This is a genomic window from Paenibacillus sp. 481 (assembly GCF_021223605.1).
GTDB lineage: Bacteria > Bacillota > Bacilli > Paenibacillales > Paenibacillaceae > Paenibacillus_B.
Genome location: NZ_CP075175.1, coordinates 1,015,001 through 1,040,182, shown reverse-complemented (window position 1 = coordinate 1,040,182; position 25,182 = coordinate 1,015,001). Strand labels below are relative to the sequence as shown.

Sequence of the window (25,182 nt, the reverse complement as noted above, 5' to 3'; positions counted from 1 at the left end):
TTATAAGAGGAGAAAGTCGATGTGGAACTATTTCCGTGCTATTATCGATCGGTGGAAAGATTACCCGATTCAAGCTGGTGTGCTGCTGCATAATAGATACGAAATTAAGCAATTAGTCGGGATGGGGAGCTACGGTTTAGCATACGAAGCCTCGGATCGATGGACAGGCCAGCAGGTGCTTATTAAGCAGCACCGTCCAAGCAAAGGGGATATAGGCAGGAATCTGTTGAAGCGAGAAGCCGAGTTGCTGAGTGAGCTGCGACATGATGCTATTCCACAATTGCTGGATCAATTTCAGGTGGATCGCCGTACTTTTATCGCGATGACATATATAACAGGCTTAAATTTAGAGCAGGTTCTATTTGAGCAACAGCGCGCGTTCACGGAACTGGAAGCTTTATCTTTTATCCAGCAATTGTCCGACATCGTCGTTGATATTCATCGTCAAGGTGTTATACATCTAGATATTCGTATTCCCAACGTGCTGTTGAACGATGCGGGTATTCATTTGATTGACTTTGGCTTAGCTCGTCGCTTGCATCCAACGTCAAGTGAAGAGTTAACGAGTCATGAGGATTTATCTCAATTCGATGGGGAAATGGGAGCAAGCCGTTATGAAATAAAACGTCGGATGCGTCTGCCGATGATACAAAGTGATTGGTATGCGATGGGGCATTTTTTGTTATTTTTACTTTATTCGGGGTATACCGAGGCAGAACAAGACGCGGAGCGGGGCTGGAAAGAAGAATTACAGCTTCACACCGAGACGGAGCGTTTGCTCGACATGATGCTTCAACATGAAGATTTGCAACTCCATTTTTGCACAAAAGATAACTATCGGGTTCAGCTTCAACGCGCCATTGAGGTACTAACGTAGCCAAGTACACCCCTTACACTTAGGCATATAAAAGCGCCGTCATGTTCCTCTGCGAACATGAACGGCGCTATAAGTGCTGCGTTAACTTGAGGAGTAACTGCTGCGACTTTTTCGTTTATAATGCTTATGTCCATATTGTGATGGACGACGAGAAGAATAATGACGATGATCGCTGCTGCTGTATTTACGTTTGTGTGACTTGTTTCCACTCAATGAATGCAAGAGTTTCTGGGCAAGTTTCTTAAGCACATCTATTCCTCCTATTAATGTCAGCAAGCATAGGACTTGCTGATCGAATGTATTTAATATATACGAAGGTTTGTACAGGATGTTTCTTAAAAGTTTTTTATGTTACCTAGCTTTCATTGTTCTTCTTACTGTCTTCATTGTCTTCATTTTCTCTTTACTCGTATTGCAGTTGGGCAAGCTGGTTCTACGAGACGTGAATCTATCATATGGTGGTGGTAACGACAAGCACAAGGTGAGGTGCATGGACGATGAGCGAGTCGAACGGAAAAATGACGTTTCGATTTCATACTTCTACTGATAATGAACCGACTGGAGCAGGAGAGCAAAGGAAGGATGAGAGGGCAGAGTGGGATTCGAATGATTACCGCTCCCATAAGGTAGAGCAGATACATGTAGGTACATTGCACGCCTCCATTATAGATCCTGCTGGAGAAACATTAAGTAGTCAGGGCGAGCCTCTATGGGAAGGTGTTCGTAAACGGACACGCAAATACTCTACGTGGGGTGTCATTGGTTCTATAGCAGGTGCAATTGGTATGGGAGCTGTGTTTAGCTTTCTTGCATTAGCGCTATTTCGTGGGGAAATAGAAATGCCTGAGCCTGAAGATGGTATTCCGATGTCCGGCAGCTTATCGAGTACAGCTAACCGGGATGTTGGTGGAGGTGGCGATCTTTCAGGCGGTGGTAAAGTTGTTGAAAAAGAAAAGGATGTGCGCAGCCAGCCAGACGGTGCTAAGCAGGCAGCTACGGGCGATGGGCGTTCATCTGACAGTGTCACAGGCAACACGCCAAACCGTGCAGCAGGCAGCGTGGCAAACGGTGTGACAAGTAGCACAGCAGGTATGGCCACTAGTGGTTCAACTGCGGGGGGATTATTCCTGAGTGAGGTAGCCATACCGGACAAGTCGTATTTTTTGTTGCAATACGGCGTGTTTAAACAGCTCGAAGGAGCTAGTAAAGCGACGGAGCAGCTTCACGAACTAGGATTGGCGGCGGTAAATGACACAGCAGATAGCCAGCACCGTGTCTACGCAGGAATCGCTCAAGCGAAGGACGAGGCGATGGCGCTTAGTGAGGCTCTTCAAGCTAAGCAAGTCCAGCTATTCATCCGGCAGTTTCAGCGTAGTGGAGTGAAGCAGTTAGCTTTTCGAGGAGAGGCACGTACGATCGAACAATTGATACAGCAAAGCGATAAAGTTAACGATTGGTTGATGCTATATTCACTTGCTGCGTTGGAGGCGGGTGCTATTAAGCCTTTCGATCAGGCCGCTACAGAGAAGTTGCGTAACGAGCATTTGTTATGGACACAGACGATGCCGAAAGTGCAGGAAGGTTTGCCTGAGCAAGCAAAAGAAATATATAAGCGCGTTATTCAAGCGATGAACACAGCGATTGTTTCTGTGAATGAGTACAATAAAAAACCTTCGGCTGCGCATTTGTGGAGCATCCAGCAATCGGTCATTGTGTATTTACTTGCGGAAAGAGACTGGTTGGAATCGATGAAAGCCTGATATAATATAATATTAGTGCTAGTTCACCCCGGTGTTCGTTATGCCGGGGTCTGTTTCTATTTATGATTATGTTTTATGTTTCTGTTCCAGTCGACTTAGTCTGGTCTGGTTGTCATAGGATGTTGAAAATGAATACGAATCCATGATTTTATACGTTTGTCATCATGCATAGAACGGCGTATAATAAAGAAAGGTGTCAAAAAATGGTGAACTGGCAACAAAACAGCAGCAATCTTCCGCTAATCGTATTAGCGTCCTCATCTCCTCGCAGACAAGAGCTAATTCGCTCGCTGCAGCTTCCTTACGAAATTCAGCCAAGTGATGCAGACGAGACGGTTCCCGCAGACTGGTCACCGGTACGTACGGTTGAACAGCTCTCGTTGCGCAAAGCAGAAGCCGTTGCTCATCTGCGACGCCAATCCGGCCAAGCTGGTATTGTATTAGGCTCGGATACGGTAGTTGTGCTCGATGATCACATTTTAGGAAAGCCGCAAGATGAAGCGGATGCTTGTCGAATGTTATCCGCTCTGCAAGGACGTACCCATGAGGTATATACAGGGGTCGCCTTGATAGACGTAATGACTAATCGCGTGGAGCTTGCTCATCAGAAGACGCGTGTTCATATGAGGCCACTTACACCTGACCAAGTGAAGCGTTATGTTGCTACAGGAGAGCCGATGGATAAGGCCGGCTCGTATGGTATTCAAGGTGTAGGTGCAACCATAGTGGAAAGTATCGAGGGTTGTTATTTTAATGTCGTCGGCTTACCGTTGTCGCTGTTAGCCCAAATGCTGCGTTCTTTTGACGTTGAGACACCTTAAAATGTCGTACTTTCATGAGAGGGGAATGTGGAATGGCGCAAAGTCTAATGCTTCGCGACCTTCCCCAAGAAGAACGTCCTAGAGAACGCATGATGCAGCATGGGGCAGAGGCTTTAAGTCACGCTGAATTACTCGCGATTTTGTTGCGTACGGGCACGAAACAAGAATCTGCGCTGGACTTGGCGCAGCGCGTCGTGCAAAGAGCGGGAGCATTACGAGATTTGGCAGATATGACGTTGACAGAACTAACACAGATTAAAGGCATCGGTTTAGCCAAGGCTATCCAACTAAAAGCGGGTATTGAGCTGGGGAGACGGTTAGCGCGTTCACAGCACAATGAAGCAATTGTCATTAAAAGGCCAGCAGATGCGGCGCAACTTGTTATGGAGTCGATGCGTCTTTATAAGAAGGAGCATTTTGTCTGCTTATTTCTAAACACGAAAAATCGCGTTATCGCGCAAGAGACGATAACGATCGGCATTTTGGACGCTTCGCTGGTCCATCCACGGGAAGTGTTTCGTGCTGCAATTAAGCAAGGTTCTGCTTCAATTGTATGTGTGCACAACCATCCGAGTGGGGATCCGACACCAAGTTCGGAAGATGTCGCGCTAACACGGCGGCTAGTCGAAGCGGGTGAACTCGTAGGAATTGAAGTGCTTGACCATCTGGTCATTGGCGATAACCAATATGTGAGTTTGAAGGAACGAGGGCTCATGTAATATAATGAGTTAGATTGTAGGTTATATAAAGGAGATTGACATCATGTTAGGTGGCTTTACTAAGGATTTGGGAATTGATTTGGGTACTGCTAATACACTAGTTTATGTACGCGGCAAAGGCATCGTTGTACGCGAGCCTTCTGTTGTTGCGATTCGTACAGATACGAAGACGATTGAGGCTGTAGGTGAATCTGCTAAGAAAATGATTGGACGTACTCCAGGTAACATTCGTGCCATTCGTCCAATGAAAGATGGCGTCATCGCTGATTTTGATACAACGGCAACGATGATTAAGTACTTTATTCGTCAAGCGCAGAAACAGCGTTCGCTCTTTCCGCGTCATCCGAATGTAATGGTTTGTGTACCTTCAGGTATTACAGCTGTTGAGCAGCGCGCAGTAGAAGATGCGACGAAGCAAGCTGGAGCACGTGAAGCTTACACGATTGAAGAACCTTTTGCAGCAGCTATTGGTGCCGATTTGCCAGTATGGGAACCGACTGGAAGCATGGTCGTTGATATCGGTGGCGGTACGACGGAAGTAGCTGTTATTTCCCTTGGCGGAATCGTAACAAGTCGTTCGGTGCGTGTAGCTGGCGACGAAATGGACGAGGCCATTATTCAGTATATTAAACGTCAATATAACTTGATGATTGGTGAGCGTACAGCTGAACAGTTGAAGATGGAAATTGGTTCGGCGATGCAGCTTGACGAGCAGGAAACGGTAGAAATTCGTGGCCGTGATTTGTTGACTGGCTTGCCGAAGACGTTGAGCATTTCTTCTGGTGAAATTTCAGATGCACTCATGGATACAGTTAATTCGATCGTGGAAGCAGTGAAAGTAACGTTGGAGAAATGTCCACCTGAACTGGCTGCTGACATTATGGACCGTGGTATCGTGCTAACAGGTGGCGGAGCATTGCTGCGCAACTTGGACAAGCTGCTTGCTCGTGAGACAGGTATGCCTGTTATTGTAGCTGAGAACCCACTTGATTGCGTTGCAATCGGTACAGGCCGCGCACTTGATAACATTCATTTGTTCAAGAATCGCAGCAGCTCGGCGTTCCGTTCTAAACGTTAAGCCAGCATTTACATGCTAAAAGCATTCGCGTCGGTTCGTTCCGCTGGCGCGAATGCCTTAAACGGGAACGAAACCGCTGTGCGATGAGAAGGTGTTGACACTGTTTAAGCTGTTGGGGAACAAGCGCTTATTTATTTTATTAGTAGGAATTATTTTATTCATAGTTCTAATGGCATTTACGAATGAAAAGCGGTCTAACGTTTCATGGGCGGAGAAGTTTGTTCATGATACGGTGACTTTTGTACAGCAATTGTTCTACAAGCCGGCGGCGTTTGTATCGGGCTTTGTTGAAGATGTATCTAACTTAAACGAAGTGTATGCCGAAAATGAGCGTCTAAAGACCGCGTTTGCACAATTTACGCGGGAAAAGGCGTACTACAACGGGATTGCAGCTGAGAACAAGCGTTTAAAGGAAAGTCTTAAATTTACGGAAGAGCAGAAGAAGAAGAACTTGCCTTATGAATATCGGATTGCCGAAGTAACTTCAATCAACGTGGCTGATCCGTTTAATCAGACATTAAACATCAACCTAGGAAACAAAAATGGTGTCCGTGAAGGAATGCCTGTCATTTCCGTTGATGGAGTTGTGGGTACGATTAGTCGAGTTTATGAGTTTTCTTCCACTGTTCAATTATTAACAAATATAAATCCCAAATCTCGCGGTATTTCAGCGACTGTTCTAGGTAAAGAAGATTCGTTTGGTGTTATCGAATCTTACGACCATAGCACGGGTACATTTAATATGACTCGTATTACTGAAAGCGATCCTCTTGAGAAAGGCGATACGATTGTATCTTCTGGATATGGAGGCGTATTTCCGCAAGGGCTCATTCTTGGAACGGTTGAATCCCGTGGTGTAGGTGACTTCGGGATGTCAGATACAGCGAGTATCCGTCCGGCAGTTACATACAAGGACTGGCGTGAATTGTTTGTCGTTGTAACTCCAGGCTCCCAACAATCCGGAAATGGGGAGTAACGATGAACCAAAACTGGATGATTGGCTTCATGTTTATCTTGTTTATGTTGGAAGGTACGTTGCTGCCGTTTATTATTCCTGACATATGGCAAGGACGTATTGTGCCACAGTTTGTATTTATTATCGTGCTGTACTATAGCGTCTATAAGCATAGACACACCGGGCTATTAATGGGGTTAGGCTTCGGTTTGCTCCAAGACATCGTCTACTATGGCCATATGATAGGTCCCCATGCTTTTAGTATGGGCTTGCTTGGATATTTGACTGGTTTGTTGATAGGCTCAAGAAAAGCGACGATGGTCACGATGATGGTCTTGGCAGTAATAGGAAGCTTCTCGCACCAAATTATTTTGTTCGGTGTCTACGCTTTATTTGGCGTGCATCAGATGCCGTTTAAATTTGCATTGATCGAATATATGGTGCCAAGCTTGTTTATACAGCTCTTATTTGCAATGGCTGTGTATGTCTCTATGCGTAAATGGTTTGATCGAGAACCAGTTAACAAGACCGCAGAGGAAGTAGAAGCATAAGAGCCGTCTAGGAATTTTCATTCCGGGCGGCTTATGCCATTTTTTCGTGAACAAATGCTTGATTATGCAGGAACTTTTCTCTTCCGTCGCGAAAAAGATTACGTTGGGAGGGACTGATCATGACGGCCAAGCCACTAGTGACGATTAAAGGGATAAAAGATGGCCTCGTGTTTCTGCTTGACGATCATGGTGAGTTTGCTGATGTATTGCGGGAGCTGCGCGACAAGCTTGAGCATGCACCGCATTTTTTTAATGGGCCTATCGTAAACGTTGATGTCAAGCTTGGAGACCGATCCATTACGGATGAGCAGAAGTCTGAAGTGCTTGATATACTTAAACAACGAGGCAATATGCTCATTCGATCACTGGAATCTAATGCGGATGCAAAGCCCGAAGCGGCTAAATATGTGGTGCAAACGTTGACCGGAATCGTACGTTCTGGACAAGTGTTGAAACATGAAGGCAATTTGCTGTTTATCGGAGATGTTAATCCAGGTGGCGTCATCGTCAGCACGGGTGACATTTTCGTATTTGGAGCTTTAAGAGGAACGGCATACGCTGGTGTTGATGGTCAGACATCGGCAATTATTGGTGCATCTTTGTTTGCGCCAACTCAGCTGCGGATTGGAGAAGTCATTAGCCGTCCGCCTGATGAATGGGGAGTTACCCAAGCTCATATGGAGTTTGCTTACGTGCATGAGGGAAGCATGCAGATAGATAAAGTATCACAACTTCACCGCATTCGAAAGGACATCAATTTGTTCAAAGGGGTGTAGAGGCATGGGAGAGGCAATCGTCGTCACTTCAGGTAAAGGCGGTGTCGGCAAGACGACGACGTCGGCCAATTTAGGTACAGCGCTTGCTTTGCTCGGCAAAAAAGTGTGTATGATCGATACGGATATCGGCTTACGCAACTTGGATGTCGTTATGGGATTAGAAAATCGGATTATTTACGACATCTGCGATGTAGTCGATGGCCGTTGCCGATTGAATCAAGCGCTCGTAAAAGACAAGCGCTTTGACGAATTGTACATGTTACCAGCGGCACAAACGAAAGATAAGCACGCAGTATCGCCTGAACAAGTGAAACAAATTGTGACAGAATTAAAAGCAGAGTTTGAATATATCATTATCGATTGCCCAGCAGGGATTGAGCAGGGCTTCAAAAATGCGATTGCCGGAGCGGACCAAGCGATCGTCGTAACGACGCCTGAAAATGCGGCTGTACGTGACGCTGACCGCATTATTGGCTTGCTGGAGAACGCTAACATTGGATCGCCGAAGCTAATTGTGAACCGAATTCGCCCTAATATGGTGAAGACGGGTGATATGCTAGATATCGAAGATATTTTGCAAGTGCTTAATATTGATTTGATCGGTATCGTTCCGGATGATGAGCTTGTGATCAAAGCAGCGAATGCAGGCGAGCCTACGGTGATGAATCCGGAATCGCCCGCAGCGATGGCGTACCGCAACATTGCACGCCGTATTCTAGGCGATACGGTTCCGCTCATGCTGCTCGATCAGAAAAAAGGCGTGTTCAGCCGGATGAAAAAGTTTTTTGGGGTGTGATGATTAAGCCGTGCTGAACAAGTTGAAAAAGATTGACTGGGTCATTGTCGGAATTATGCTCGCATTTATGGTTATTAGCCCGTTAATTATTCACAGTGCTACAGTGGGAGGCTCATTTGAAGGTACAGCGATGAAGACTGTGTACTTTTACGCTGCTGGATTTTTGCTCTTGTTTGCAATAGCGCTGTTTGATTATCGTTGGTTATTGAAGAGTTGGCCTATCACCTTAGGCATAACCGTATTGTTACTTATCGCGGTTCTGATTATAGGTCAAGAAATTAATGGTGCTAAAGGTTGGTTTAAGATGGGGAGCCTATCTTTTCAGCCTGCGGAATTAGCAAAAATCACACTTATATTTGCGCTAGCACAATTACTTGGGCGGCGCGACGGTGATCCATTAACGTTTTCCAAAGATTTAGTGCCGCTAGCTCTTGTAACCTTGCTCCCATTCGGTTTAGTCGTTATTCAGCCGGATTTAGGTAATGCACTTATTTTCCTTATTATTGTAGTGGGTATGTTGTGGATTGGCGGTATTAAATATCGTCATGTGTTTATTGGTGGTGTCATCGTCGCGGCCATGCTTGCGCTCGTTATTTTGGCGTTTTCCACCTTTAATGCTCAGACTAAACAATTTTTAGCCGTAGACCTTGGCAAAAATCACTGGTACGAACGTATAAACACGTTTGTGAATCCAGAAGCTGCAACAAAAGACCAGGCTCACCAATCCAAATATGCGCTTATCGCTATTGGTTCTGGTGGTTTGTCCGGAGACGGCTATATGGACGGTGAATTAAAGAAGCGCAGCTACATTCCGCTGATGTATTCGGATGCCATTTTTGTCGTCATCGGAGAGGAATTTGGTTTTCAAGGGGCTGCATTGCTACTACTCATCTACTTTTTGCTTATTTATCGCATGATTCTAATTTCATTCCAATGTTTTGATTTGCGGGGCGCATATGTCATTGTAGGTATCGTGTCGATGCTTGTGTTCCAAGTATTCCAAAATATCGGCATGATGATCGGAATTATGCCGATCACAGGGATTACACTTCCATTTATTAGTTACGGTGGAACGTCGTTGCTACTGAATATGATGTGTATCGGGCTCGTTATGAGTATTCGTATTCATCAGGAAAAGTATCAGCTAGACACGTAACACTTGCGACATCATCCCGTGATAACAGAATCACAACGTTCACAAGGCTTTGTCGAACCTTCTCGTTATGAAAAGGGTCTGCAAAGCCTTTTTGCGATGCTCATATCCCGGACGAGCTTGTCATACATTTGAAATAGAAGCCATTCTATTCATAAGGGCAGGGATGGAGTATGAAAGAAGACATTCGGAGACGACGGCAAGAGCGAATACGTCAGCTTACGTGCAGCGAATCAGTATCAGCAGGAGAGACCGTAGAAGTGGGATCTTATCCTATGCTTGTTCCCCATGATGCTGTCAGGACTTCACACTTAACAGATAAAGAAGATACAGACTTAGAACGAGACCCGGAAATGCAGTGGAGAGAAAAAGCAGCCAACATGCATTGGTATGAAGGATACGGAAAGCACCATCATGAACAAGAAGGCGGCTGGAACATGTGGGGGCCCCTACGGCTGCGTATTGTTGCCGCTGTCATGATTACGATTGTCGCAGTTGTCATCCTACGATTTCCAGCAGATTGGAACGCTCCGATGCGAGGATGGATTGCTCAAGCGTTTACACAAGAAATGAATACCGAAGCAGTTGCAGCTTGGTACGAGTCAGCATTTGCAGGTACACCCTCTTTTATCCCTCTGTTCTCTAACACAAATAAGGAAACGCAGTCAGCATCAGCAAGGAAACAATTATGGCAAGCGCCCATTGCGGGGACAATCGTTCAGCCTTTTGCATTAAGTTTAAAAGGGATACATATTCAACCATCCTCCTCTGGTGCAGAAGTTGTAAGCGCGGGGACGGGACGGATTATTGCTACGAAAGAAGACCCTAGAAACCGAACAGTAAACATCACTGTCCAGCATGAGGGCGGCTGGATTACGGAATATGGTCAACTTGAGCAAAGCGTTGTTCAGGTGAACGATTGGATTGAAGCTGGCACAAAGCTGGGAAAAATGAAAGGTGGTAAAAACCCAGAGTCATCACGACTGTTTTTTGCTGTACAAAAAGATGGTCGCTACGTTGACCCTACCGATGTGATGCATTTTGATTAGGTGGGGTGGGACGACGTTTTCATTGCATCCTTTGTTTGTACTTATTCTTGGTGTGTCTGCTATAACAGGACATATTTTAGAACTACTTGTCCTGTTTTCCATCGTGTTTATTCATGAAATGGGGCATGTCGTTGCTGCACGATTATTGGGGTGGTCTATAGAGGAAGTGAAGTTACTACCGTTTGGAGGGGTGGCTGAATCGAACGACGGCGCATTAGCTCCGGCATGGCAAGAATGTGTAGTGGCTGCAGCAGGGCCGCTGCAAAATGCGATTCTCATTGTCATTGCCTTAGGCTGTGAGCAAATGGGCTGGTGGAGCACGGAATGGACGGCTCACTTTATTGAAGCCAACGCTTTTATTGCCCTGTTTAATTTACTTCCTATATTACCATTGGATGGTGGCCGCATCGTGCAGGCGCTTTGTTCGTTATGGATGAGCTACCATCGTACACTCGTATACGGTGCATGGATCAGCATCATCATGAGCGTAGTCATGGGACTTTTCGCTTTGTCGTCGCTTGTACACGGTGGGGGTATTCATCTGAACATATTAGTGCTGGCTCTATTTTTACTTTGGACAAACTGGACAGAATGGCGTAACACTCCTTACCGATTTGTGCGATTTCTTATGCATCGTCCGCTTAGGCTGCGTCGTTGGGAACGCCAAGTCTCTGTAGGGCGACCAATCATTGCCCAGATGGGGCGTCCACTTTCCGACATCGTTCGTCTGCTGCAAAAAGATGCTTATCACATTGTATACGTCATGAACAGCAATGGACGCATACAACGCATCGTCCCTGAGCAGCAGTTGATTGATGCCTATTTTGCCGACCCACCCTTGTTGCACACAGACGCTGTACAAGGAAAAAACGTACCGAAATCGATAACATGACAGGCGATAAATAATATTTTTTACCGTTCCATAATGCGGCATGTTCACCACTGACTGCTTCGTGTTACAATAGAATTTGACGCGCTGTAGTAGAGGGTGATGCCATGAATCAAATAATTGTTCACTGTGAGGAACAAGTGACGCAAATGGCGCTATTGGAACACGGTCGACTTATTGAATATGCGGTCGAACGCGCGACGGGCTGGGCGCTCGTTGGCAGCTTTTACAAAGGTCGCGTTGTAAATGTGCTTCCGGGAATGCAGGCCGCTTTTGTAGATATTGGTCAGAAGAAAAATGCATTTCTGTACGTCGATGATTGCTTGCATCCGCATTTGGAGAAACAACCTAAAGAACAACCTCCGATTTCAAGCCTGCTTCATGTCGGCCAGGAACTGATTGTTCAAGTGATCAAGGAGCCGCTTGGCAACAAGGGTGCACGTGTCACAACACATTATTCCTTGCCCGGCAGATTTTCGGTGTACATGCCATATGCCGATTATATCGGTGTTTCTAAAAAAATTGACCGCGAAGCAGAGCGAAACCGCTTGAAGCAACTTGCCGAAAGTATACGACAGAACGAAGAAGGCTTTATTATTCGGACTGTCGCTGCAAACGAGCCGATAGATTTGCTGGAGGCAGACGCTCAATCGTTGCGTGAACGTTGGCAGTACATAGCAGCCCGTGCGCAGCAGACGGCAGCGCCAGCATTACTTCATCGAGATATCAACATGGTTGAGCGGTTAGTACGTGATGCGTTTTCACACGATATTGAACAATTGCTCATTGATGATGTACGTCAAGCGAAGCAAATCACAACGCTCGTTCAATCATTTGACTTAGGATTGGCTAATCGCATATCCGTATATAAGGACAAAACTGAACCGTTGTTTAGACGTTATCGAATTGATGAGCAGTTAGACAAGGCGTTCCAACGCAAAACGTGGCTGCAAAGCGGCGGATATCTAGTTTGGGACCAAACGGAAGCATTGACGGTAGTAGACGTGAATACGGGGAAATACACGGGCAATAGCCATTTGGAAGAAACGGTTTACGTTACGAATATGGAAGCGGCGGAAGAAATTGCGCGTCTTATCCGCCTACGGGATATCGGAGGAATCATCATTGTCGATTTTATCGATATGGATTCAGATGAGAATCGGCAACGAATCGTTGAACGTTTAGAGACGGTAATGAAAAAAGACCGGACCAAGTGTATGGTCGTCGGCTGGACAAAGCTTGGGCTGCTTGAACTTACGCGCAAAAAAGTGCGTGAACAAGTTATGAACCAACTGTTCGAACCTTGCACGAGTTGTGAAGGAACTGGACTGGTGCAGACCGCAGCCGTTCATAAAGGAACGTAATTTATTCGTTGATTTATTGAAAATGGTATGATAAGATTTACTGGTATGTGTTTAAGTTAGTGGATGCACATGCTGTAACCGCTCGGAACAGGTATTCAAGTGTGATGCAATTGCGTCGCCACCTGTATAGGCGAGTCTGAGACATGAGGAGGTGCAACACAATGTACGCAATTATTGAGACAGGCGGCAAGCAGTACAAAGTCCAAGAGGGCGATGTATTGTTCATTGAGAAATTGGACGCTGTTGACGGCGAAAGCGTAACGTTCGATCGCGTATTGGCTGTTTCTAAAGACGGTGGTTTGGTTACAGGAGCTCCAGTAGTATCTGGTGCTACAGTAACAGCGAAAGTCGAGAAACAAGGTAAAGGTGCGAAAATCACTGTTTACAAATACAAAGCGAAAAAGAACTACCGTCGTAAGCAAGGTCATCGTCAACCGTACACGAAAGTGACGATTGAAAAAATCCAAGCGTAAGAGGTGTGCCGTATGATTCGCGTTACGATTCGGCGTAAGTCGAACCGCTTGATTGAGAGTTTCTCGGTTAAGGGGCATGCGAATTTTGCTCCCCACGGTCAAGATACGGTATGTGCCGGTGTCTCGGCAGTGACGGTGGGCGCGGTCAACGCTATCGAGAAGCTTGCAGGTGTGCAGCTGAAGTGCAAGATGAAGGACGGTTTTCTGAGTGGACAAGTGACCTCGGAATATCCACCTGTAATCGAAGCGCAAGTTCAACTGCTGCTGGAATCGATGATCGTTAGTTTACAAACCATTGAAGATTCATACGGAAAGTATCTTCAGATAGAAGACCAATAATGAGCGAGGAGGTTGACCATATGTTGAAGTTAAACCTTCAGTTGTTCGCATCCAAAAAAGGTGTAGGTTCCACAAAGAACGGTCGTGACAGCAGATCTAAACGTCTTGGCGTTAAGCGTGCTGACGGTCAAGTGGTTTCCGCAGGTAGCATCTTGGTGCGTCAACGCGGTACGAAAATTCACCCAGGCAACAATGTTGGCATCGGTACAGATGACACATTGTTCGCAAAAGTGGAAGGCGTCGTGAAGTTCGAACGTTGGGGTCGCGATCGCAAAAAAGTGAGCGTCTACCCAGTTGTAGTTGCACCAGTTGCAGCAGCAATGGAGAAGTAAGACGACGTTACACAAACCCTCGGCTTTGGCCGGGGGTTTTTTCTTATCATAGAAACGGTTGGTGCTGTCATAGACAACGAATGAACAGCATAGCCGTTTCTGCTTATCCATTCACTCCATGATTGAAATTGCAGATGCATAACAGCTAAGTTAATGTACATGATATGAAGTCTTCCATTTTTCAATTAAACAAATTCCGCTAAGTTTGGACGTGCCCGTAAAGCCGTGTTATACTAAAGGATGGGAGTTTGTACATATTTGGAAAATATAAGCGAGGGGCGTAATGATGAATAAGATGCGCATCATGCAAGGAATAAGCGCGATTGTAGCGACAAGTTGTGCTATGTTGCTCATCGTCTTGAATGTGCCGCTTCTTTGGCGGATTGTGACAGTTATCATCCTTATAGCTAGCTTATCGTTTGGGGCCAACCTGTATATACGTGAGCGAATAGCTCAAGAGCGACGCTTGATTCGAGCAGCACATAGTTCTGCTCTCGATTTAATGCATCATCAACGACATGACTGGATGAATGATTTACAATTGTTGTACGGCTATGTCCGCTTGAAAAAGTACGATAAATTGCCGGTGTGCGTGGAAACAATAAAAGCACGAATGACTGAAGAAAGCCGCATTTCAAAACTAGGCGTACCTGAACTGGTCATGTTTATTATGCATCATCGAACGTCAGGGGGAACGATGCCGCTGCAAGTTTCAATACCAGACTCACTTGAGCTTAACCGACTTGCACTGGCTGTTAACGAACACCAGCTGACAGATGTTGTAATTCAAGCCGTTCAGACGTTCCGCTTTGCGCCCAAAGTAGAGATCGAGCACTCGAATCCATTGCATTTGGCGTTTGCTCGTGAGCCAGAAGGGCTCGTTATTCGCTATCAGTATGAAGGGAAACTGCTTCGGCCGGGCGAGGTGGCCGAGCAATTGAAACGTATTGCATCAGAACGCAACGTGCGGCTGGAGCAGTTGTCTGTGAAGCAGGATGAAACTTGTGATGTGAAAGAGGCTTATCAATTAGTCGTGCCGTGTAGTGCATAAAGAGGTGACAACATGTTCATAGATAAAGCGAAGATATATGTTAAAGGTGGCGACGGTGGCGATGGTCTAGTCGCATTCCGTCGTGAGAAGTACGTGCCAAACGGTGGTCCTGCTGGTGGTGACGGAGGTAATGGTGGTCATGTTATCTTCCGAGTTGACGAAGGATTGCGAACGCTAGTCGATTTTCGTTACCAACGACATTTTAAAGCGCCACGTGGTGTAAAAGGACGTAACAAGAGCCAGCATGGTGCGAATGCGGATCATATGATCGTACGCGTTCCGCCTGGAACGGTAGTCGTTGACGATGATACGAATGAAGTTATTGCTGACTTGACTCGTCACGGGCAACAAGTTGTTGTTGCTAAAGGTGGTCGTGGAGGTCGCGGTAATACGCGTTTTGCGACACCTGCGAACCCAGCGCCAGAATTGGCCGAGCATGGTGGAGAAGGGCAAGAGCGTTATATCGTCTTGGAATTGAAAGTGATGGCGGATGTTGGTTTGGTTGGTTTTCCAAGTGTGGGTAAATCAACATTGCTGTCTGTCGTGTCATCGGCTCAGCCGAAAATCGGCGCGTATCATTTTACGACGATTACACCTAACTTAGGAGTTGTCTCACTCGGAGATGACCGCACCTTCGTGATGGCTGACTTGCCAGGTTTGATCGAAGGCGCACATACAGGGATTGGCTTAGGCCATGAGTTCCTGCGCCACGTTGAGCGTACGCGCATCATCATTCACGTTGTTGATATGTCCGGTATGGAAGGTCGCGATCCGTTTGAGGATTGGACTAAGATTAATGACGAGTTGAAGCTATACAATGAGAAGCTAACGGAGCGTCCGCAGATTATTGCGGCTAACAAGATGGATATGCCTGAAGCAGAAGAGAATCTGGCTGCGTTTAAACAGCAGATTAAAGAAGCGACAGGTCAAGAAATTGAAGTTGTTCCAATCTCATCGTTAACGAGACAAGGCATTAATGAACTGATGTACAAAGCGATGGAGATTTTGGAGTCATTGCCGCAGGAGCTTGAAGTTGAAGATGTTGCGGAAGTGGAAGAGCGCAAAATTTATCGCTTGAATAAAAAGTCAGAAGGTCCTCAATTTACGATTCGCCGTGAGAACGAAATGTTCGTAGTCGAGAGCGAAGCGATCGAGAATATGATGAAGCGAATGCAAATGCATACGCATGATGCTATTTTGCGTTTTGCAAATACATTGCGCCATATGGGCGTGGATGAAGAATTGCGTAAACGTGGAGCCAAAGACGGCACGATTGTACGCATCGCCGATTTCGAATTCGAATTCGTAGAAGGCAGTAGCTACTATTAAAATGAACAAAGAACCACGCATGATGACGGGGCTTGACCAAGCCTCGATTCACGCGTGGTTCTTTTTTATATTTCGTTTAACTGTGCTATATCGGCTGCGTCCAATCGTACATGTACAGCATCGGCGCTATTTCGAATCGTCTCCGGTCGAGAAGTGCCGATTATCGGAATGATGACCGATGAGTATGCGGTTAGCCAAGCAAGTGCGATTTGCGGCGGCGTGGCTTCATGCTTTTCGCTCAGCTGTTGCAATAACTGGTGGTCAATTAACCGTTTAAGTTGTGTAGCGCTACCTAACGGGCTGTAACATAACAACGAGATTTGCTGCTGCTCGCATAGGTCTAGTACAGCTTGTGAACGACGGTCAAATAAATGGAAGCGGTTTTGCACACACTCAATACGAGTGAACGATAACACATTAGCTAATTGCTCTTCATTCACATTAGAAAGGCCGATATGCTGTATGAGTCCTTCTTCTTGCATCCGTGATAACTCACCGACCGATTCTTCAATCGGAACATCCGGATCGGGAGCATGTAATAAATAGAGCGGATGGCTATCTCGCTTTAGTCGAAGCAAGCTCTGTTCACATGCGGCTCGCAGTGCATGAGGTCGCGCATCGACGTCCCATTGACCATCTGGGCGAATAAGTCCTCCTTTTGTAACGAGTAGCAGATCGCTTGCGCCACGTGAGTCGAATGCTTTTTGAAACAATTGTTCATTATGTCCGAGATCATGTTCATTTAAGCTGTAACTATCAGCAGTGTCAAATAAAGTGATGCCGCAGTCCAATGCTGCCTCAATCGTTCGGAGTGATTGTTCTTCAGAAGGCCTTCCTTGTACGGACAAGGAGGCGCCCCCCATTCCCATAACCGATACGTGCAAGGAAGTTTGTCCAAGGTTAACTTGTTGCATGTTCATTTGCTGCGGTTCTCCTTTCGTTGCTGGTGCTTAGTGTCAGCCGTAATGCTGTAATCCTGTAATGAATAAACCCTTCAAAACATATATACCCTCTCATCACAGGAAAGTTTTTCATTCCTTTCTCTTCGCGTTCGTGTATAATAAATTCAACTTTTGCCGAAAAGCCTATTGCCAACTACGCTAGCTTTCGCTATAATGTCCTCTAAACGAGTACACAAGTCTTTTTATGGAGGACGGTTCATGGCGGAGAGATATTATCTAGTACGTGAAGATATTTTACCAGAGGCGGTAGTTAAGACAGTGCGAGCTAAGCAACTACTTGCGTCTGGAGAAGTAAAGACAGTGCATGAAGCTGCAGAGCGCGTGGAATTGAGCCGCAGCGCTTTTTACAAATATAAAGACGGGATTTTTCCACTGAATCAATTGGAACGGGAACGAATCGTGACGATATCGATGGATCTGGATCATCGCTCTGGCATTTTGTCCAAAGTACTTGGATCTGTAGCGGCATTTGAAGGAAACGTGCTTACGATTAATCAGACGATTCCATTGCAAGGGGTAGCTAACGTTGTCATTTCGGTTGAAACCTCGTTGATCGCAGAGCCATTCGGAAAAATGATGGACACACTGCGTGAAATTCCGGGAGTAAAGCGTGTGACGGTTATCGGACAAGGGTAATTTTCGAAGAGATCAGGGTCAACAGAAGGGGAGGAACATGCGTGAAGCCGATTAAAGTAGGGTTGTTAGGACTAGGTACAGTAGGTACAGGTGTTGTTCGTATTGTAGAGGGGCATCAAGATGATTTGTTCGGTCAGGTAGGATCTCCAATTCGGATTGAAAAAGTGCTTGTTAAAGAATTGGAAAAAGCGCGTGGTATAGCGATACATCCCGAACGGCTTACAGATAACGCATGGGATATCGTGAATGACCCTGAAATCGATATTGTCGTTGAAGTGATGGGTGGCATTGAGCCCACTAAACAATATATATTAGAGTCGCTGGAACGTGGCAAACATGTTGTTACGGCAAATAAAGACTTGATGGCTTTACATGGGCCCGAAATACTTGCTAAAGCTCGTGAAAAGGGCTGCGATGTGTATTATGAAGCCAGTGTTGCTGGTGGAATTCCGATTATTCGCACATTAATGGAAGGATTTTCGTCCGATCGCATTAAAAAAATTATGGGTATCGTGAACGGCACGACAAACTATATTTTAACGAAGATGAGCCAAGAAGGGGCTGCATATGACGAGGTGCTCAAAGAGGCGCAAGCGTTAGGCTACGCCGAAGCAGACCCGACATCTGATGTTGAAGGTTTGGATGCGGCGCGCAAGATGGCCATTTTGGCGACACTCGGCTTCCATGCTAACATTGCTTTGGAAGATGTAGATGTGCGCGGGATATCACAAGTGAATAAAGAGGATATTACGTACGCGAAGCGTTTGGGCTATGAAATGAAATTGCTCGGCATCGCAGAGCGTCAAGATGACCAGATTAGCGTTGTTGTTCAACCGACAATGGTAAGTAAGTCACATCCACTTGCGGCGGTTAATGGAGTATACAATGCGGTGTATGTGTACGGTGAAGCCGTTGGTGAAACGATGTTTTATGGCCCTGGAGCAGGCGAAATGCCGACAGCGACTTCTGTCGTGGCTGACTTGGTTGCTGTTGTTAAAAATATAAAGCTAGGTGTTAATGGGCAAACGGCGTTAATGCCTTTCAAGGAAAAGAAGTTGAAAACAGAAGAGCAAATCGCATACAAAAACTACATCCTGCTGCATGTTGAAGATAAAGCAGGGGTGCTGGCGCAAATTACTCAAGTGTTCGCCAAGTTTGAAGTAAGCTTAGAATCTGTTGTTCAACAACCGAATGCTCAGAACCCGGATGCAGAAATCATTATCGTTACCCATGCAGGTAGCCAAGCGAATATGAAAAAGGTATTGGCGCATTTCGAGCAACTTGATGTCGTCAAATCCATTAAGAGCGTATACAGAGTGGAAGGTTAGCACGAACCTATTTGAATAGAGAAAAAGGGGAGTTAACATGCGGTATATGGGATTGTTGGAGACGTATAAATCATACTTGCCAGTAAGTGAGCATACGCCAATGCTTACGCTTCACGAAGGAAACACGCCGCTTGTGCGGGCAGAGAATTTGTCCGCTGAGTTGGGATTGGACTTATACTTTAAATATGAAGGCTTGAATCCGACGGGTTCTTTCAAAGACCGCGGCATGGTCATGGCGGTAGCGAAGGCGATCGAGGAGGGAAGCCACACCATTATGTGTGCTTCCACAGGAAATACGTCGGCTGCTGCTGCTGCTTATGCAGCGCGCGGCGGTATTAACTGCATCGTGCTTATCCCGAACAATAATATTGCGCTTGGTAAATTGGCGCAAGCCATGATTTATGGAGCGAAAGTGATTGCGATCGAGGGGAATTTTGACCGTGCGCTAGAAATTGTACGTGAAATTACAGCTAAGCACCCGATTACGCTGGTGAACTCGGTCAATCCTTATCGTATTGAAGGGCAGAAGACTGCTGCGTTTGAAGTATGCGACCAATTGGGGCAAGCGCCCGATGTACTCGCTATTCCTGTAGGTAACGCAGGTAATATTTCTGCCTATTGGAAAGGGTTTAAGCAATATGTTGAGGCGGGGAAAGCGAATAAGCTGCCTAAAATGGTAGGCTTTGAGGCTGAAGGCGCAATGGCGATCGTCAAAGGTGAGCCTATTCTTGAACCAGAGACGGTCGCGACAGCGATTCGAATCGGTAATCCGGCGAGCTGGGACACAGCCGTAGCCGCAGCGCAGGAGTCAGGTGGACAAATCAACTTCGTGACGGATGAGCAAATTTTGCGTGCGTACCGTTTGCTGGCAGCGCGTGAAGGCATATTTGCAGAACCGGCTTCCGCAGCTTCGTTGGCTGGTGTAATGAAGCTACACGAAGAAGGTTACTTCCGTGGCGGAGAAAAAGTCGTCTGCGTCCTCACGGGGCACGGATTAAAAGACCCTAATATTGCAATCAAAACGGTAGCTACTGAACCGCTCGTGGTACAAGATACGGAAGAGGCCGTTATGGATGCAATCAGACAGCTTGAGGGTGAGCAATAATGTGGCGTGAAGAGGGGGTGCTTGTACGTGTTCCTGCGAGCACTGCAAATTTAGGGCCCGGGTTCGATACGCTCGGTATGGCACTTAAGCTCCATATCTGGGTAAGCATGAAGCCTGCTGAGCAATTAAGTATTCGACTACACGGTACACAGTTAGTTGGTATTCCGACGGATGAGCGGAACTTGATATACAAAATGGCGCTACATGTGTTTAAAGAGGCAGGTATTGAGCCAAAGCCACTGGAGATTGATGTATATAGTGACATTCCGTTGACGCGTGGGCTCGGAAGCAGCGCTTCTGCGATTATCGCTGGAATGGTGGCAGCCAATGCGTTAATTGGCAACCAGATTTCAGTGGAGCGGTTATATGAAATGTCGACTCGTATTGAACAACATCCTGATAATGTGGGTGCTTCGCTGCTAGGCGGAATAGTGGTCGCGACATGGGATGGCATGAAAGTGAACTACGTTCGTCTTGCACCACATAAGCATCTAGGAGTAGTTGTTGCGATTCCGCGTTTCTACTTGGAGACGAAAGAAGCGCGAAACGTGCTCCCGAACGAAGTGAGTATGGCGGATGCGGTGTACAACATTAGTCGCTCATCCTTGCTTGTCGCTGCGCTGTGCACAGGGCAGTTTGAGCGGTTGGCAGATGCTATGCGTGATCGCATCCATCAGCCCTATCGTGCGCCGCTTATTCCTGGGATGGCACGTATATTAGAAGAAGCGCCTATGTATGGGGCGCTAGGGGTAGCTTTGAGTGGTGCAGGGCCGACATTACTCGCTTTGATTGATAAGCGTGAAGATGATGAGTACCTGCGTGAATATTTAAGCAAAACCCTTCATATACACGGTGTGGATGCGGATGTGGTTCGATTAGAGCCTAGCAATGAGGGCGCGGTTTGTTCTGGTACGGCAGCAGATTTCCAAGCTGTGCTGGACCGGGCTCAAGCATATACGGAAGGAGCTAAGCGTATATGACGCGCATTAGTTTATTGCCGGAAGGGTCTGTGTCTCATGAAGCGGCGGTTCGTTTGCTAGGTGATAATTATACTTATGTGCACCATAAGTTAATATCAGACGTGTTCTTATCTACGGTGAACGGGGAGACGCAATTTAGTGTCATCCCGATTGAAAATACGATCGAAGGTTCCGTTAACTTGCACATGGATTGGATAGTTCATGAAGTGGACCTGCCTTTTCAAGCAGAATGGGTCTACCCTTCTATTCAAAATGTCATTGGACGTAAAGAAGAGATTGGTGGAGATTGGGCGCGCGTTACCAAAGTACTCTCCCATCCCGTGGCAATGGCGCAATGTACGAATTTTATACGTGAACATTTGCCACATGCGGAGCTAGAGCACATAAGTAGTACGGCGGAAGCGGTACGACAAGTAAAGCTCAATCCGAACCAGGGCTGGGTAGCGATTGGCACCTTGCTAGGAGCTAAAACGCACAGTCTGGACGTACTGGCCGCAAATGTGACCGATCATGACAACAACTTTACTCGCTTTGTGTTGGTGGGCAAGCAGCCTCTCCCGCATTTAGTTGCAGCAGAGACGAAGACGACGATACTTGTTACGCTGCCAGAGGATTACCCCGGGGCGTTGCATCAGGTGCTATCCGCTTTCGCATGGCGTCGGATCAATTTGTCGCGTATCGAGTCGCGCCCAACGAAGCGCAAGTTAGGGAACTATTATTTTTATATCGATATTCAAATGTCACTAGACTCCGTTCTGTTGCAAGCTGCAATCGGTGAAACTGAAGCACTTGGCTGTCAAGTGCGTGTGTTGGGATCTTACCCAAGCTTCACATTTGATGAATTAGCGAAAAAAGCGTATTGATCTCGGAGGTGTAACGATGACAACACAGTGGATTTATTTAGATGGCGAGTTCGTTACGAAGGAAAAAGCGGTTGTTTCTGTTTTTGATCATGGCTTTTTGTATGGAGACGGAATATTTGAAGGTATCCGTATATATAGTGGAAACATTTTTAAATGCCAAGAACACTTAGAGCGCCTGTATGATTCAGCGAAATCGATTATGCTTGATATCCCGTTGACTATCGAGGAAATGGAGACTGCCCTTGTTGAAACGATTCGTAAAAACGGATTGCGCGACGGGTATATTCGCCTTATCGTATCTCGTGGAGCGGGAAATCTAGGTCTTGATCCGCGTCGTTGTCCAAAAGCGAGCATCATCATTATCGTTGAGCAATTATCGCTATTTCCCGCAGAAGCTTACCGTACCGGACTTCGTTCAGTATCCGTTTCGCAACGTCGCAACATTCCAGATGCGCTGAATCCAAAAATTAAATCATTGAACTATTTGAACAATATCTTAGTCAAAATCCAAGCTAATTTGGCAGAAGCTGAAGAGGCTATCATGTTAAATGCTCAAGGATATGTGACAGAAGGCTCAGGAGATAACATTTTTATTGTTAAAAAGGGTGTTGTCTATACGCCGCCTTGCTACTTAGGGGCATTAGAAGGGATTACGCGCAATACGATTATCGATCTGTGTCGGGAGCGGGGTTATCCGATTAAGGAAGAGCCGTTTACGATGCATGACGTATATGTGGCGGATGAAGTGTTTTTCACGGGAACAGCAGCTGAAGTTATCGCGGCTCGTGAAGTTGATGGTCGTTTAATCGGCACAGGGCAGGCTGGTCCAATCACAGTGCGGTTATTGGAACAATTCCGTGAAATCGTTACACAAGACGGAGTGAAAGTTTACGAGTAGCAAATAATCATATTCGCATAACAACATCACGTTTATTGTAGGAAAGTGTGTAATCCTCCCATTGATATTAATCGCGGGAGGATTTTTTTGCTTTTGTGGATGTCAAACGCCTAGAACCTGCATAGGATGTATTAATTGATTAAGCGGGCGACTGTCCCGCCTGATGAGGATGATGAACGTTAGGAGGTTGCAGAGCGTGAAAATTCATATTATTAAAAAAGGTGAGACGCTGTACGCGTTATCGAAAAAGTACAACGTGCCGCTTAATGAGTTAATTTCGATGAACCCACAGTTAAAAGACCCGAATAAACTAGATATCGGTACGAAAATAAAAGTGCCGTCCTCCTCTTATTCAACGGGGGGGCATGAAGTTATTCATAAGCATGTTGTAAAAGAAAGGGACACACTTTGGAAGTTGTCAAAAGCTTGGGGGGTTCCTTTGCAAACGATGATAGAAGCGAATCCCCAGATTAAAAATCCAAATGTACTCGTGATCGGTCAGGTCGTAAATATACCTAAAGTCGCAAGCTCGTCTCAACCTGGTAAAGGAGAAGTTGAAGCGGGTGGAAAGGCGGGTGGAAAGGAGCCGACAGCTCCGAAGTCCAAAAATGAATTAACCAAGCCTAAACCTACACCTGAAAAAACTCCGGGTGTGACGTCACCACTGCCAGAGAATATAGGAGTGAACATACCTGCTATCCCAAACGTGCCAAGCGGGCCAAATGCGTCAAAGGCACCTGGTATCCCAAACGTGCCAAGTGTGCCAAGTGCGTCAAAGGCACCCGGTATCCCAAACGTGCCAAATGCGTCAAAGGCGCCTAGTATCCCGAGCGTGCCGAGTGCGTCAAAAACGCCTAGTATTCCAAACGTAGTTGCTCCAAATTCCCCGGTTGCCCCTAGTACGTATGTAGCTCCAGCAAAAGGGGGGATTCCAGCGGGGCTAGAAGGGGTTAAACCAGTTGCTCCAAATGAATATCCAGCCACGCCTATTCCTATGGCACCATATCCAACTCATTTTGAATCCGCGTATCCACCAGCAACTGCACCGTATGTTCCAGTTCCGTCGCTGCAAGCGGACGCTGCATGTCCTCCGGAATTCGTTTATGCTTATCCTGTATTTCCACCGATCCCTTCATATCCATCGGCTGTGTATCCATCAATACCGCCTATAGCATCGTTTGCACCCCCAGGTGTGCCTGGTACGGTAGCGGGAACTTACGGACCGTATGGGTCTGTTATGCCAGCTGCAATACCAAATGCAATGCATGGTGGTTATCCATCTGCTGCTTGGCCACAACATTGCTATCCGTACCCAGCCGTGTATTCCCAATATGATCACTGTACTCACGATATGTACCCGCCAATCTTTCATGCGCCTACATATGTGGAGGCACCTCCGCAATGTAGTGAGCAACCTTATTACGCTGGAGTAGAGAATGGTGCGAATCCATATCCGGCTTCATATTCCGCCCAGCCAACAGTGCCGACTGAGAACGTAGCGATGTATCAAGGTGGTTACGTTCCATACGCGTTTGAAAATGGGCCTGTCGCAGCAGGTGGTTATCATTTCGAATCAAGTGGTGCCCCGCCATGCGACTGTGGTTGCAAAGTGCAGAGATCAGAGGACGTGATCTCTTCATATGGCAGTATGAATGAAGAAGGGATTGGGCGTGAAAGTACATCTGGCTTAGAACATGAACAATATGCACAGCATGCGATTCATACGGAACCAGATCAAAAAGCAACATTGAGTGGTAAAAGTAGCGATGCAGTCCAAGCGACGGAGAAGCGTACTGTAAAACCAAGTAGTAAAAAGAAAAAGTCAGGCCAACCATCAAAGAAAAGAAGAAGCATGCCTTGGATAAGCGATTAGAATTACAAGCAGACGAATAAGATTGACGCTACACGTAGCTAGTGGTGAAATCGATCCCTTGTTACCATGCAATACGGTGATACGAGGTGGTTGATTTTACCTGTTTACACATTAGGACAAGCCATGCTATATTATAAATCCGGTCGCGAGATAAGCGGCTGGCGCAAATGAAGTGGATGTTCACTCTTTCGCTTTCAAGGTTTGTTATGAAAGAACTTTTCTCCT

General features: G+C 46.3%; 26 protein-coding genes and 1 other annotated feature. Of the genes, 25 read left to right on the top strand and 1 reads right to left on the bottom strand.

All coding sequences use genetic code 11. The features are described from left to right. The first annotated feature begins 19 nt into the window (after positions 1 to 19). From KIK04_RS04390 to obgE, 18 genes are all read left to right on the top strand, one after another. On the top strand, positions 20 to 877 hold the full coding sequence (locus KIK04_RS04390) for a serine/threonine protein kinase (protein WP_232277100.1): 858 nt from the start codon (positions 20 to 22) through the stop codon (positions 875 to 877). A 497-nt stretch (positions 878 to 1,374) separates the two neighbouring features. After that, positions 1,375 to 2,637, top strand: a complete 1,263-nt coding sequence (locus KIK04_RS04385) for an SPOR domain-containing protein (RefSeq protein ID WP_232277099.1) — start codon at positions 1,375 to 1,377, stop codon at positions 2,635 to 2,637. 203 nt (positions 2,638 to 2,840) lie between these two features. Beyond that, positions 2,841 to 3,458: a Maf family protein gene (locus tag KIK04_RS04380; protein ID WP_232277098.1), complete on the top strand. Its 618-nt coding sequence runs from the start codon at positions 2,841 to 2,843 to the stop codon at positions 3,456 to 3,458. Positions 3,459 to 3,490: 32 nt separating this feature from the next. Then, on the top strand, positions 3,491 to 4,177 hold the full coding sequence (gene radC, locus KIK04_RS04375; RefSeq protein ID WP_232277097.1) for a RadC family protein: 687 nt from the start codon (positions 3,491 to 3,493) through the stop codon (positions 4,175 to 4,177). A 43-nt stretch (positions 4,178 to 4,220) separates the two neighbouring features. Beyond that, positions 4,221 to 5,255: a rod shape-determining protein gene (locus KIK04_RS04370; protein WP_232277096.1), complete on the top strand. Its 1,035-nt coding sequence runs from the start codon at positions 4,221 to 4,223 to the stop codon at positions 5,253 to 5,255. Positions 5,256 to 5,346: 91 nt separating this feature from the next. Further along, positions 5,347 to 6,231: a rod shape-determining protein MreC gene (gene mreC, locus KIK04_RS04365; RefSeq protein WP_232277095.1), complete on the top strand. Its 885-nt coding sequence runs from the start codon at positions 5,347 to 5,349 to the stop codon at positions 6,229 to 6,231. A 2-nt stretch (positions 6,232 to 6,233) separates the two neighbouring features. Beyond that, on the top strand, positions 6,234 to 6,761 hold the full coding sequence (mreD, locus tag KIK04_RS04360) for a rod shape-determining protein MreD (protein ID WP_232277094.1): 528 nt from the start codon (positions 6,234 to 6,236) through the stop codon (positions 6,759 to 6,761). Positions 6,762 to 6,880: 119 nt separating this feature from the next. Then, positions 6,881 to 7,537 carry a septum site-determining protein MinC gene (locus KIK04_RS04355; RefSeq protein WP_232277093.1) on the top strand — a complete coding sequence of 219 codons (657 nt, stop codon included), beginning with the start codon at positions 6,881 to 6,883 and terminating at the stop codon, positions 7,535 to 7,537. Between the two features lie 4 nt (positions 7,538 to 7,541). Next, positions 7,542 to 8,333 (top strand): septum site-determining protein MinD, encoded by a 792-nt coding sequence (minD, locus tag KIK04_RS04350; protein WP_232277092.1) that lies wholly within the window; start codon positions 7,542 to 7,544, stop codon positions 8,331 to 8,333. Between the two features lie 10 nt (positions 8,334 to 8,343). Beyond that, on the top strand, positions 8,344 to 9,489 hold the full coding sequence (locus tag KIK04_RS04345) for an FtsW/RodA/SpoVE family cell cycle protein (protein ID WP_232277091.1): 1,146 nt from the start codon (positions 8,344 to 8,346) through the stop codon (positions 9,487 to 9,489). 170 nt (positions 9,490 to 9,659) lie between these two features. After that, on the top strand, positions 9,660 to 10,535 hold the full coding sequence (locus tag KIK04_RS04340) for a M23 family metallopeptidase (RefSeq protein WP_232277090.1): 876 nt from the start codon (positions 9,660 to 9,662) through the stop codon (positions 10,533 to 10,535). After that, the gene (locus KIK04_RS04335; protein WP_232277089.1) at positions 10,528 to 11,427 is read left to right on the top strand and encodes a M50 family metallopeptidase; all 900 of its coding nucleotides are present in this window, start codon (positions 10,528 to 10,530) and stop codon (positions 11,425 to 11,427) included. The genes KIK04_RS04340 and KIK04_RS04335 overlap by 8 nt, the downstream gene beginning before the upstream one ends. A gap of 104 nt (positions 11,428 to 11,531) precedes the next feature. Beyond that, complete coding sequence (locus KIK04_RS04330) at positions 11,532 to 12,788, top strand: Rne/Rng family ribonuclease (protein WP_232277088.1); 1,257 nt, start codon at positions 11,532 to 11,534, stop codon at positions 12,786 to 12,788. A 66-nt stretch (positions 12,789 to 12,854) separates the two neighbouring features. Continuing rightward, positions 12,855 to 12,936 (top strand) — a sequence feature (ribosomal protein L21 leader region). Positions 12,937 to 12,949: 13 nt separating this feature from the next. Next, a complete protein-coding gene (gene rplU / locus KIK04_RS04325; protein WP_232277087.1) occupies positions 12,950 to 13,261 on the top strand; it encodes a 50S ribosomal protein L21 in 312 nt (103 codons plus the stop codon). 12 nt (positions 13,262 to 13,273) lie between these two features. Then, the gene (locus KIK04_RS04320) at positions 13,274 to 13,600 is read left to right on the top strand and encodes a ribosomal-processing cysteine protease Prp (protein ID WP_232278590.1); all 327 of its coding nucleotides are present in this window, start codon (positions 13,274 to 13,276) and stop codon (positions 13,598 to 13,600) included. A gap of 20 nt (positions 13,601 to 13,620) precedes the next feature. Next, the gene (gene rpmA / locus KIK04_RS04315) at positions 13,621 to 13,932 is read left to right on the top strand and encodes a 50S ribosomal protein L27 (RefSeq protein ID WP_232277086.1); all 312 of its coding nucleotides are present in this window, start codon (positions 13,621 to 13,623) and stop codon (positions 13,930 to 13,932) included. A 283-nt stretch (positions 13,933 to 14,215) separates the two neighbouring features. Further along, complete coding sequence (locus KIK04_RS04310) at positions 14,216 to 14,983, top strand: Spo0B domain-containing protein (RefSeq protein WP_232277085.1); 768 nt, start codon at positions 14,216 to 14,218, stop codon at positions 14,981 to 14,983. 12 nt (positions 14,984 to 14,995) lie between these two features. Next, a complete protein-coding gene (gene obgE, locus KIK04_RS04305) occupies positions 14,996 to 16,312 on the top strand; it encodes a GTPase ObgE (protein WP_232277084.1) in 1,317 nt (438 codons plus the stop codon). A gap of 65 nt (positions 16,313 to 16,377) precedes the next feature. Here obgE and KIK04_RS04300 read toward each other — a convergent pair whose 3' ends face one another. Then, positions 16,378 to 17,232, bottom strand: a complete 855-nt coding sequence (locus tag KIK04_RS04300; RefSeq protein WP_232277083.1) for an aldo/keto reductase — start codon at positions 17,230 to 17,232, stop codon at positions 16,378 to 16,380. Positions 17,233 to 17,472: 240 nt separating this feature from the next. On the opposite strand from KIK04_RS04300, the gene KIK04_RS04295 reads away from it, so the two are divergent. The 7 genes from KIK04_RS04295 to KIK04_RS04265 all read left to right on the top strand — a co-directional run bounded on the left by KIK04_RS04295 (position 17,473) and on the right by KIK04_RS04265 (position 24,957). After that, positions 17,473 to 17,910 (top strand): ACT domain-containing protein, encoded by a 438-nt coding sequence (locus tag KIK04_RS04295; protein WP_232277082.1) that lies wholly within the window; start codon positions 17,473 to 17,475, stop codon positions 17,908 to 17,910. A gap of 41 nt (positions 17,911 to 17,951) precedes the next feature. Then, positions 17,952 to 19,238, top strand: coding sequence for a homoserine dehydrogenase (locus KIK04_RS04290; RefSeq protein ID WP_232277081.1), 1,287 nt, complete (start codon positions 17,952 to 17,954; stop codon positions 19,236 to 19,238). A 37-nt stretch (positions 19,239 to 19,275) separates the two neighbouring features. Further along, positions 19,276 to 20,343 carry a threonine synthase gene (thrC, locus tag KIK04_RS04285; protein WP_232277080.1) on the top strand — a complete coding sequence of 356 codons (1,068 nt, stop codon included), beginning with the start codon at positions 19,276 to 19,278 and terminating at the stop codon, positions 20,341 to 20,343. Then, complete coding sequence (gene thrB / locus KIK04_RS04280; protein ID WP_232277079.1) at positions 20,343 to 21,323, top strand: homoserine kinase; 981 nt, start codon at positions 20,343 to 20,345, stop codon at positions 21,321 to 21,323. The genes thrC and thrB overlap by 1 nt, the downstream gene beginning before the upstream one ends. Continuing rightward, positions 21,320 to 22,186 carry a prephenate dehydratase gene (pheA, locus tag KIK04_RS04275; RefSeq protein WP_232277078.1) on the top strand — a complete coding sequence of 289 codons (867 nt, stop codon included), beginning with the start codon at positions 21,320 to 21,322 and terminating at the stop codon, positions 22,184 to 22,186. The genes thrB and pheA overlap by 4 nt, the downstream gene beginning before the upstream one ends. A gap of 16 nt (positions 22,187 to 22,202) precedes the next feature. Further along, positions 22,203 to 23,084 carry a branched-chain-amino-acid transaminase gene (gene ilvE, locus KIK04_RS04270; protein WP_232277077.1) on the top strand — a complete coding sequence of 294 codons (882 nt, stop codon included), beginning with the start codon at positions 22,203 to 22,205 and terminating at the stop codon, positions 23,082 to 23,084. Positions 23,085 to 23,280: 196 nt separating this feature from the next. After that, the gene (locus KIK04_RS04265) at positions 23,281 to 24,957 is read left to right on the top strand and encodes a LysM peptidoglycan-binding domain-containing protein (protein ID WP_232277076.1); all 1,677 of its coding nucleotides are present in this window, start codon (positions 23,281 to 23,283) and stop codon (positions 24,955 to 24,957) included. Positions 24,958 to 25,182 lie beyond the last annotated feature (225 nt).

Coding starts and splice junctions, on each gene's coding strand:
- KIK04_RS04320 (WP_232278590.1), top strand. CDS start 13,274: ATGATTCGCGTTACGATTCGGCGTAAGTCGAACCGCTTGATTGAGAGT.
- KIK04_RS04380 (WP_232277098.1), top strand. CDS start 2,841: ATGGTGAACTGGCAACAAAACAGCAGCAATCTTCCGCTAATCGTATTA.
- KIK04_RS04330 (WP_232277088.1), top strand. CDS start 11,532: ATGAATCAAATAATTGTTCACTGTGAGGAACAAGTGACGCAAATGGCG.
- mreD (WP_232277094.1), top strand. CDS start 6,234: ATGAACCAAAACTGGATGATTGGCTTCATGTTTATCTTGTTTATGTTG.
- thrC (WP_232277080.1), top strand. CDS start 19,276: ATGCGGTATATGGGATTGTTGGAGACGTATAAATCATACTTGCCAGTA.
- KIK04_RS04300 (WP_232277083.1), bottom strand. CDS start 17,232: ATGAACATGCAACAAGTTAACCTTGGACAAACTTCCTTGCACGTATCG.
- pheA (WP_232277078.1), top strand. CDS start 21,320: ATGACGCGCATTAGTTTATTGCCGGAAGGGTCTGTGTCTCATGAAGCG.
- radC (WP_232277097.1), top strand. CDS start 3,491: ATGGCGCAAAGTCTAATGCTTCGCGACCTTCCCCAAGAAGAACGTCCT.
- rplU (WP_232277087.1), top strand. CDS start 12,950: ATGTACGCAATTATTGAGACAGGCGGCAAGCAGTACAAAGTCCAAGAG.
- KIK04_RS04390 (WP_232277100.1), top strand. CDS start 20: ATGTGGAACTATTTCCGTGCTATTATCGATCGGTGGAAAGATTACCCG.
- KIK04_RS04310 (WP_232277085.1), top strand. CDS start 14,216: ATGATGAATAAGATGCGCATCATGCAAGGAATAAGCGCGATTGTAGCG.
- KIK04_RS04295 (WP_232277082.1), top strand. CDS start 17,473: ATGGCGGAGAGATATTATCTAGTACGTGAAGATATTTTACCAGAGGCG.
- thrB (WP_232277079.1), top strand. CDS start 20,343: ATGTGGCGTGAAGAGGGGGTGCTTGTACGTGTTCCTGCGAGCACTGCA.
- KIK04_RS04340 (WP_232277090.1), top strand. CDS start 9,660: ATGAAAGAAGACATTCGGAGACGACGGCAAGAGCGAATACGTCAGCTT.
- KIK04_RS04370 (WP_232277096.1), top strand. CDS start 4,221: ATGTTAGGTGGCTTTACTAAGGATTTGGGAATTGATTTGGGTACTGCT.
- obgE (WP_232277084.1), top strand. CDS start 14,996: ATGTTCATAGATAAAGCGAAGATATATGTTAAAGGTGGCGACGGTGGC.
- KIK04_RS04355 (WP_232277093.1), top strand. CDS start 6,881: ATGACGGCCAAGCCACTAGTGACGATTAAAGGGATAAAAGATGGCCTC.
- minD (WP_232277092.1), top strand. CDS start 7,542: ATGGGAGAGGCAATCGTCGTCACTTCAGGTAAAGGCGGTGTCGGCAAG.
- ilvE (WP_232277077.1), top strand. CDS start 22,203: ATGACAACACAGTGGATTTATTTAGATGGCGAGTTCGTTACGAAGGAA.
- KIK04_RS04385 (WP_232277099.1), top strand. CDS start 1,375: ATGAGCGAGTCGAACGGAAAAATGACGTTTCGATTTCATACTTCTACT.
- rpmA (WP_232277086.1), top strand. CDS start 13,621: ATGTTGAAGTTAAACCTTCAGTTGTTCGCATCCAAAAAAGGTGTAGGT.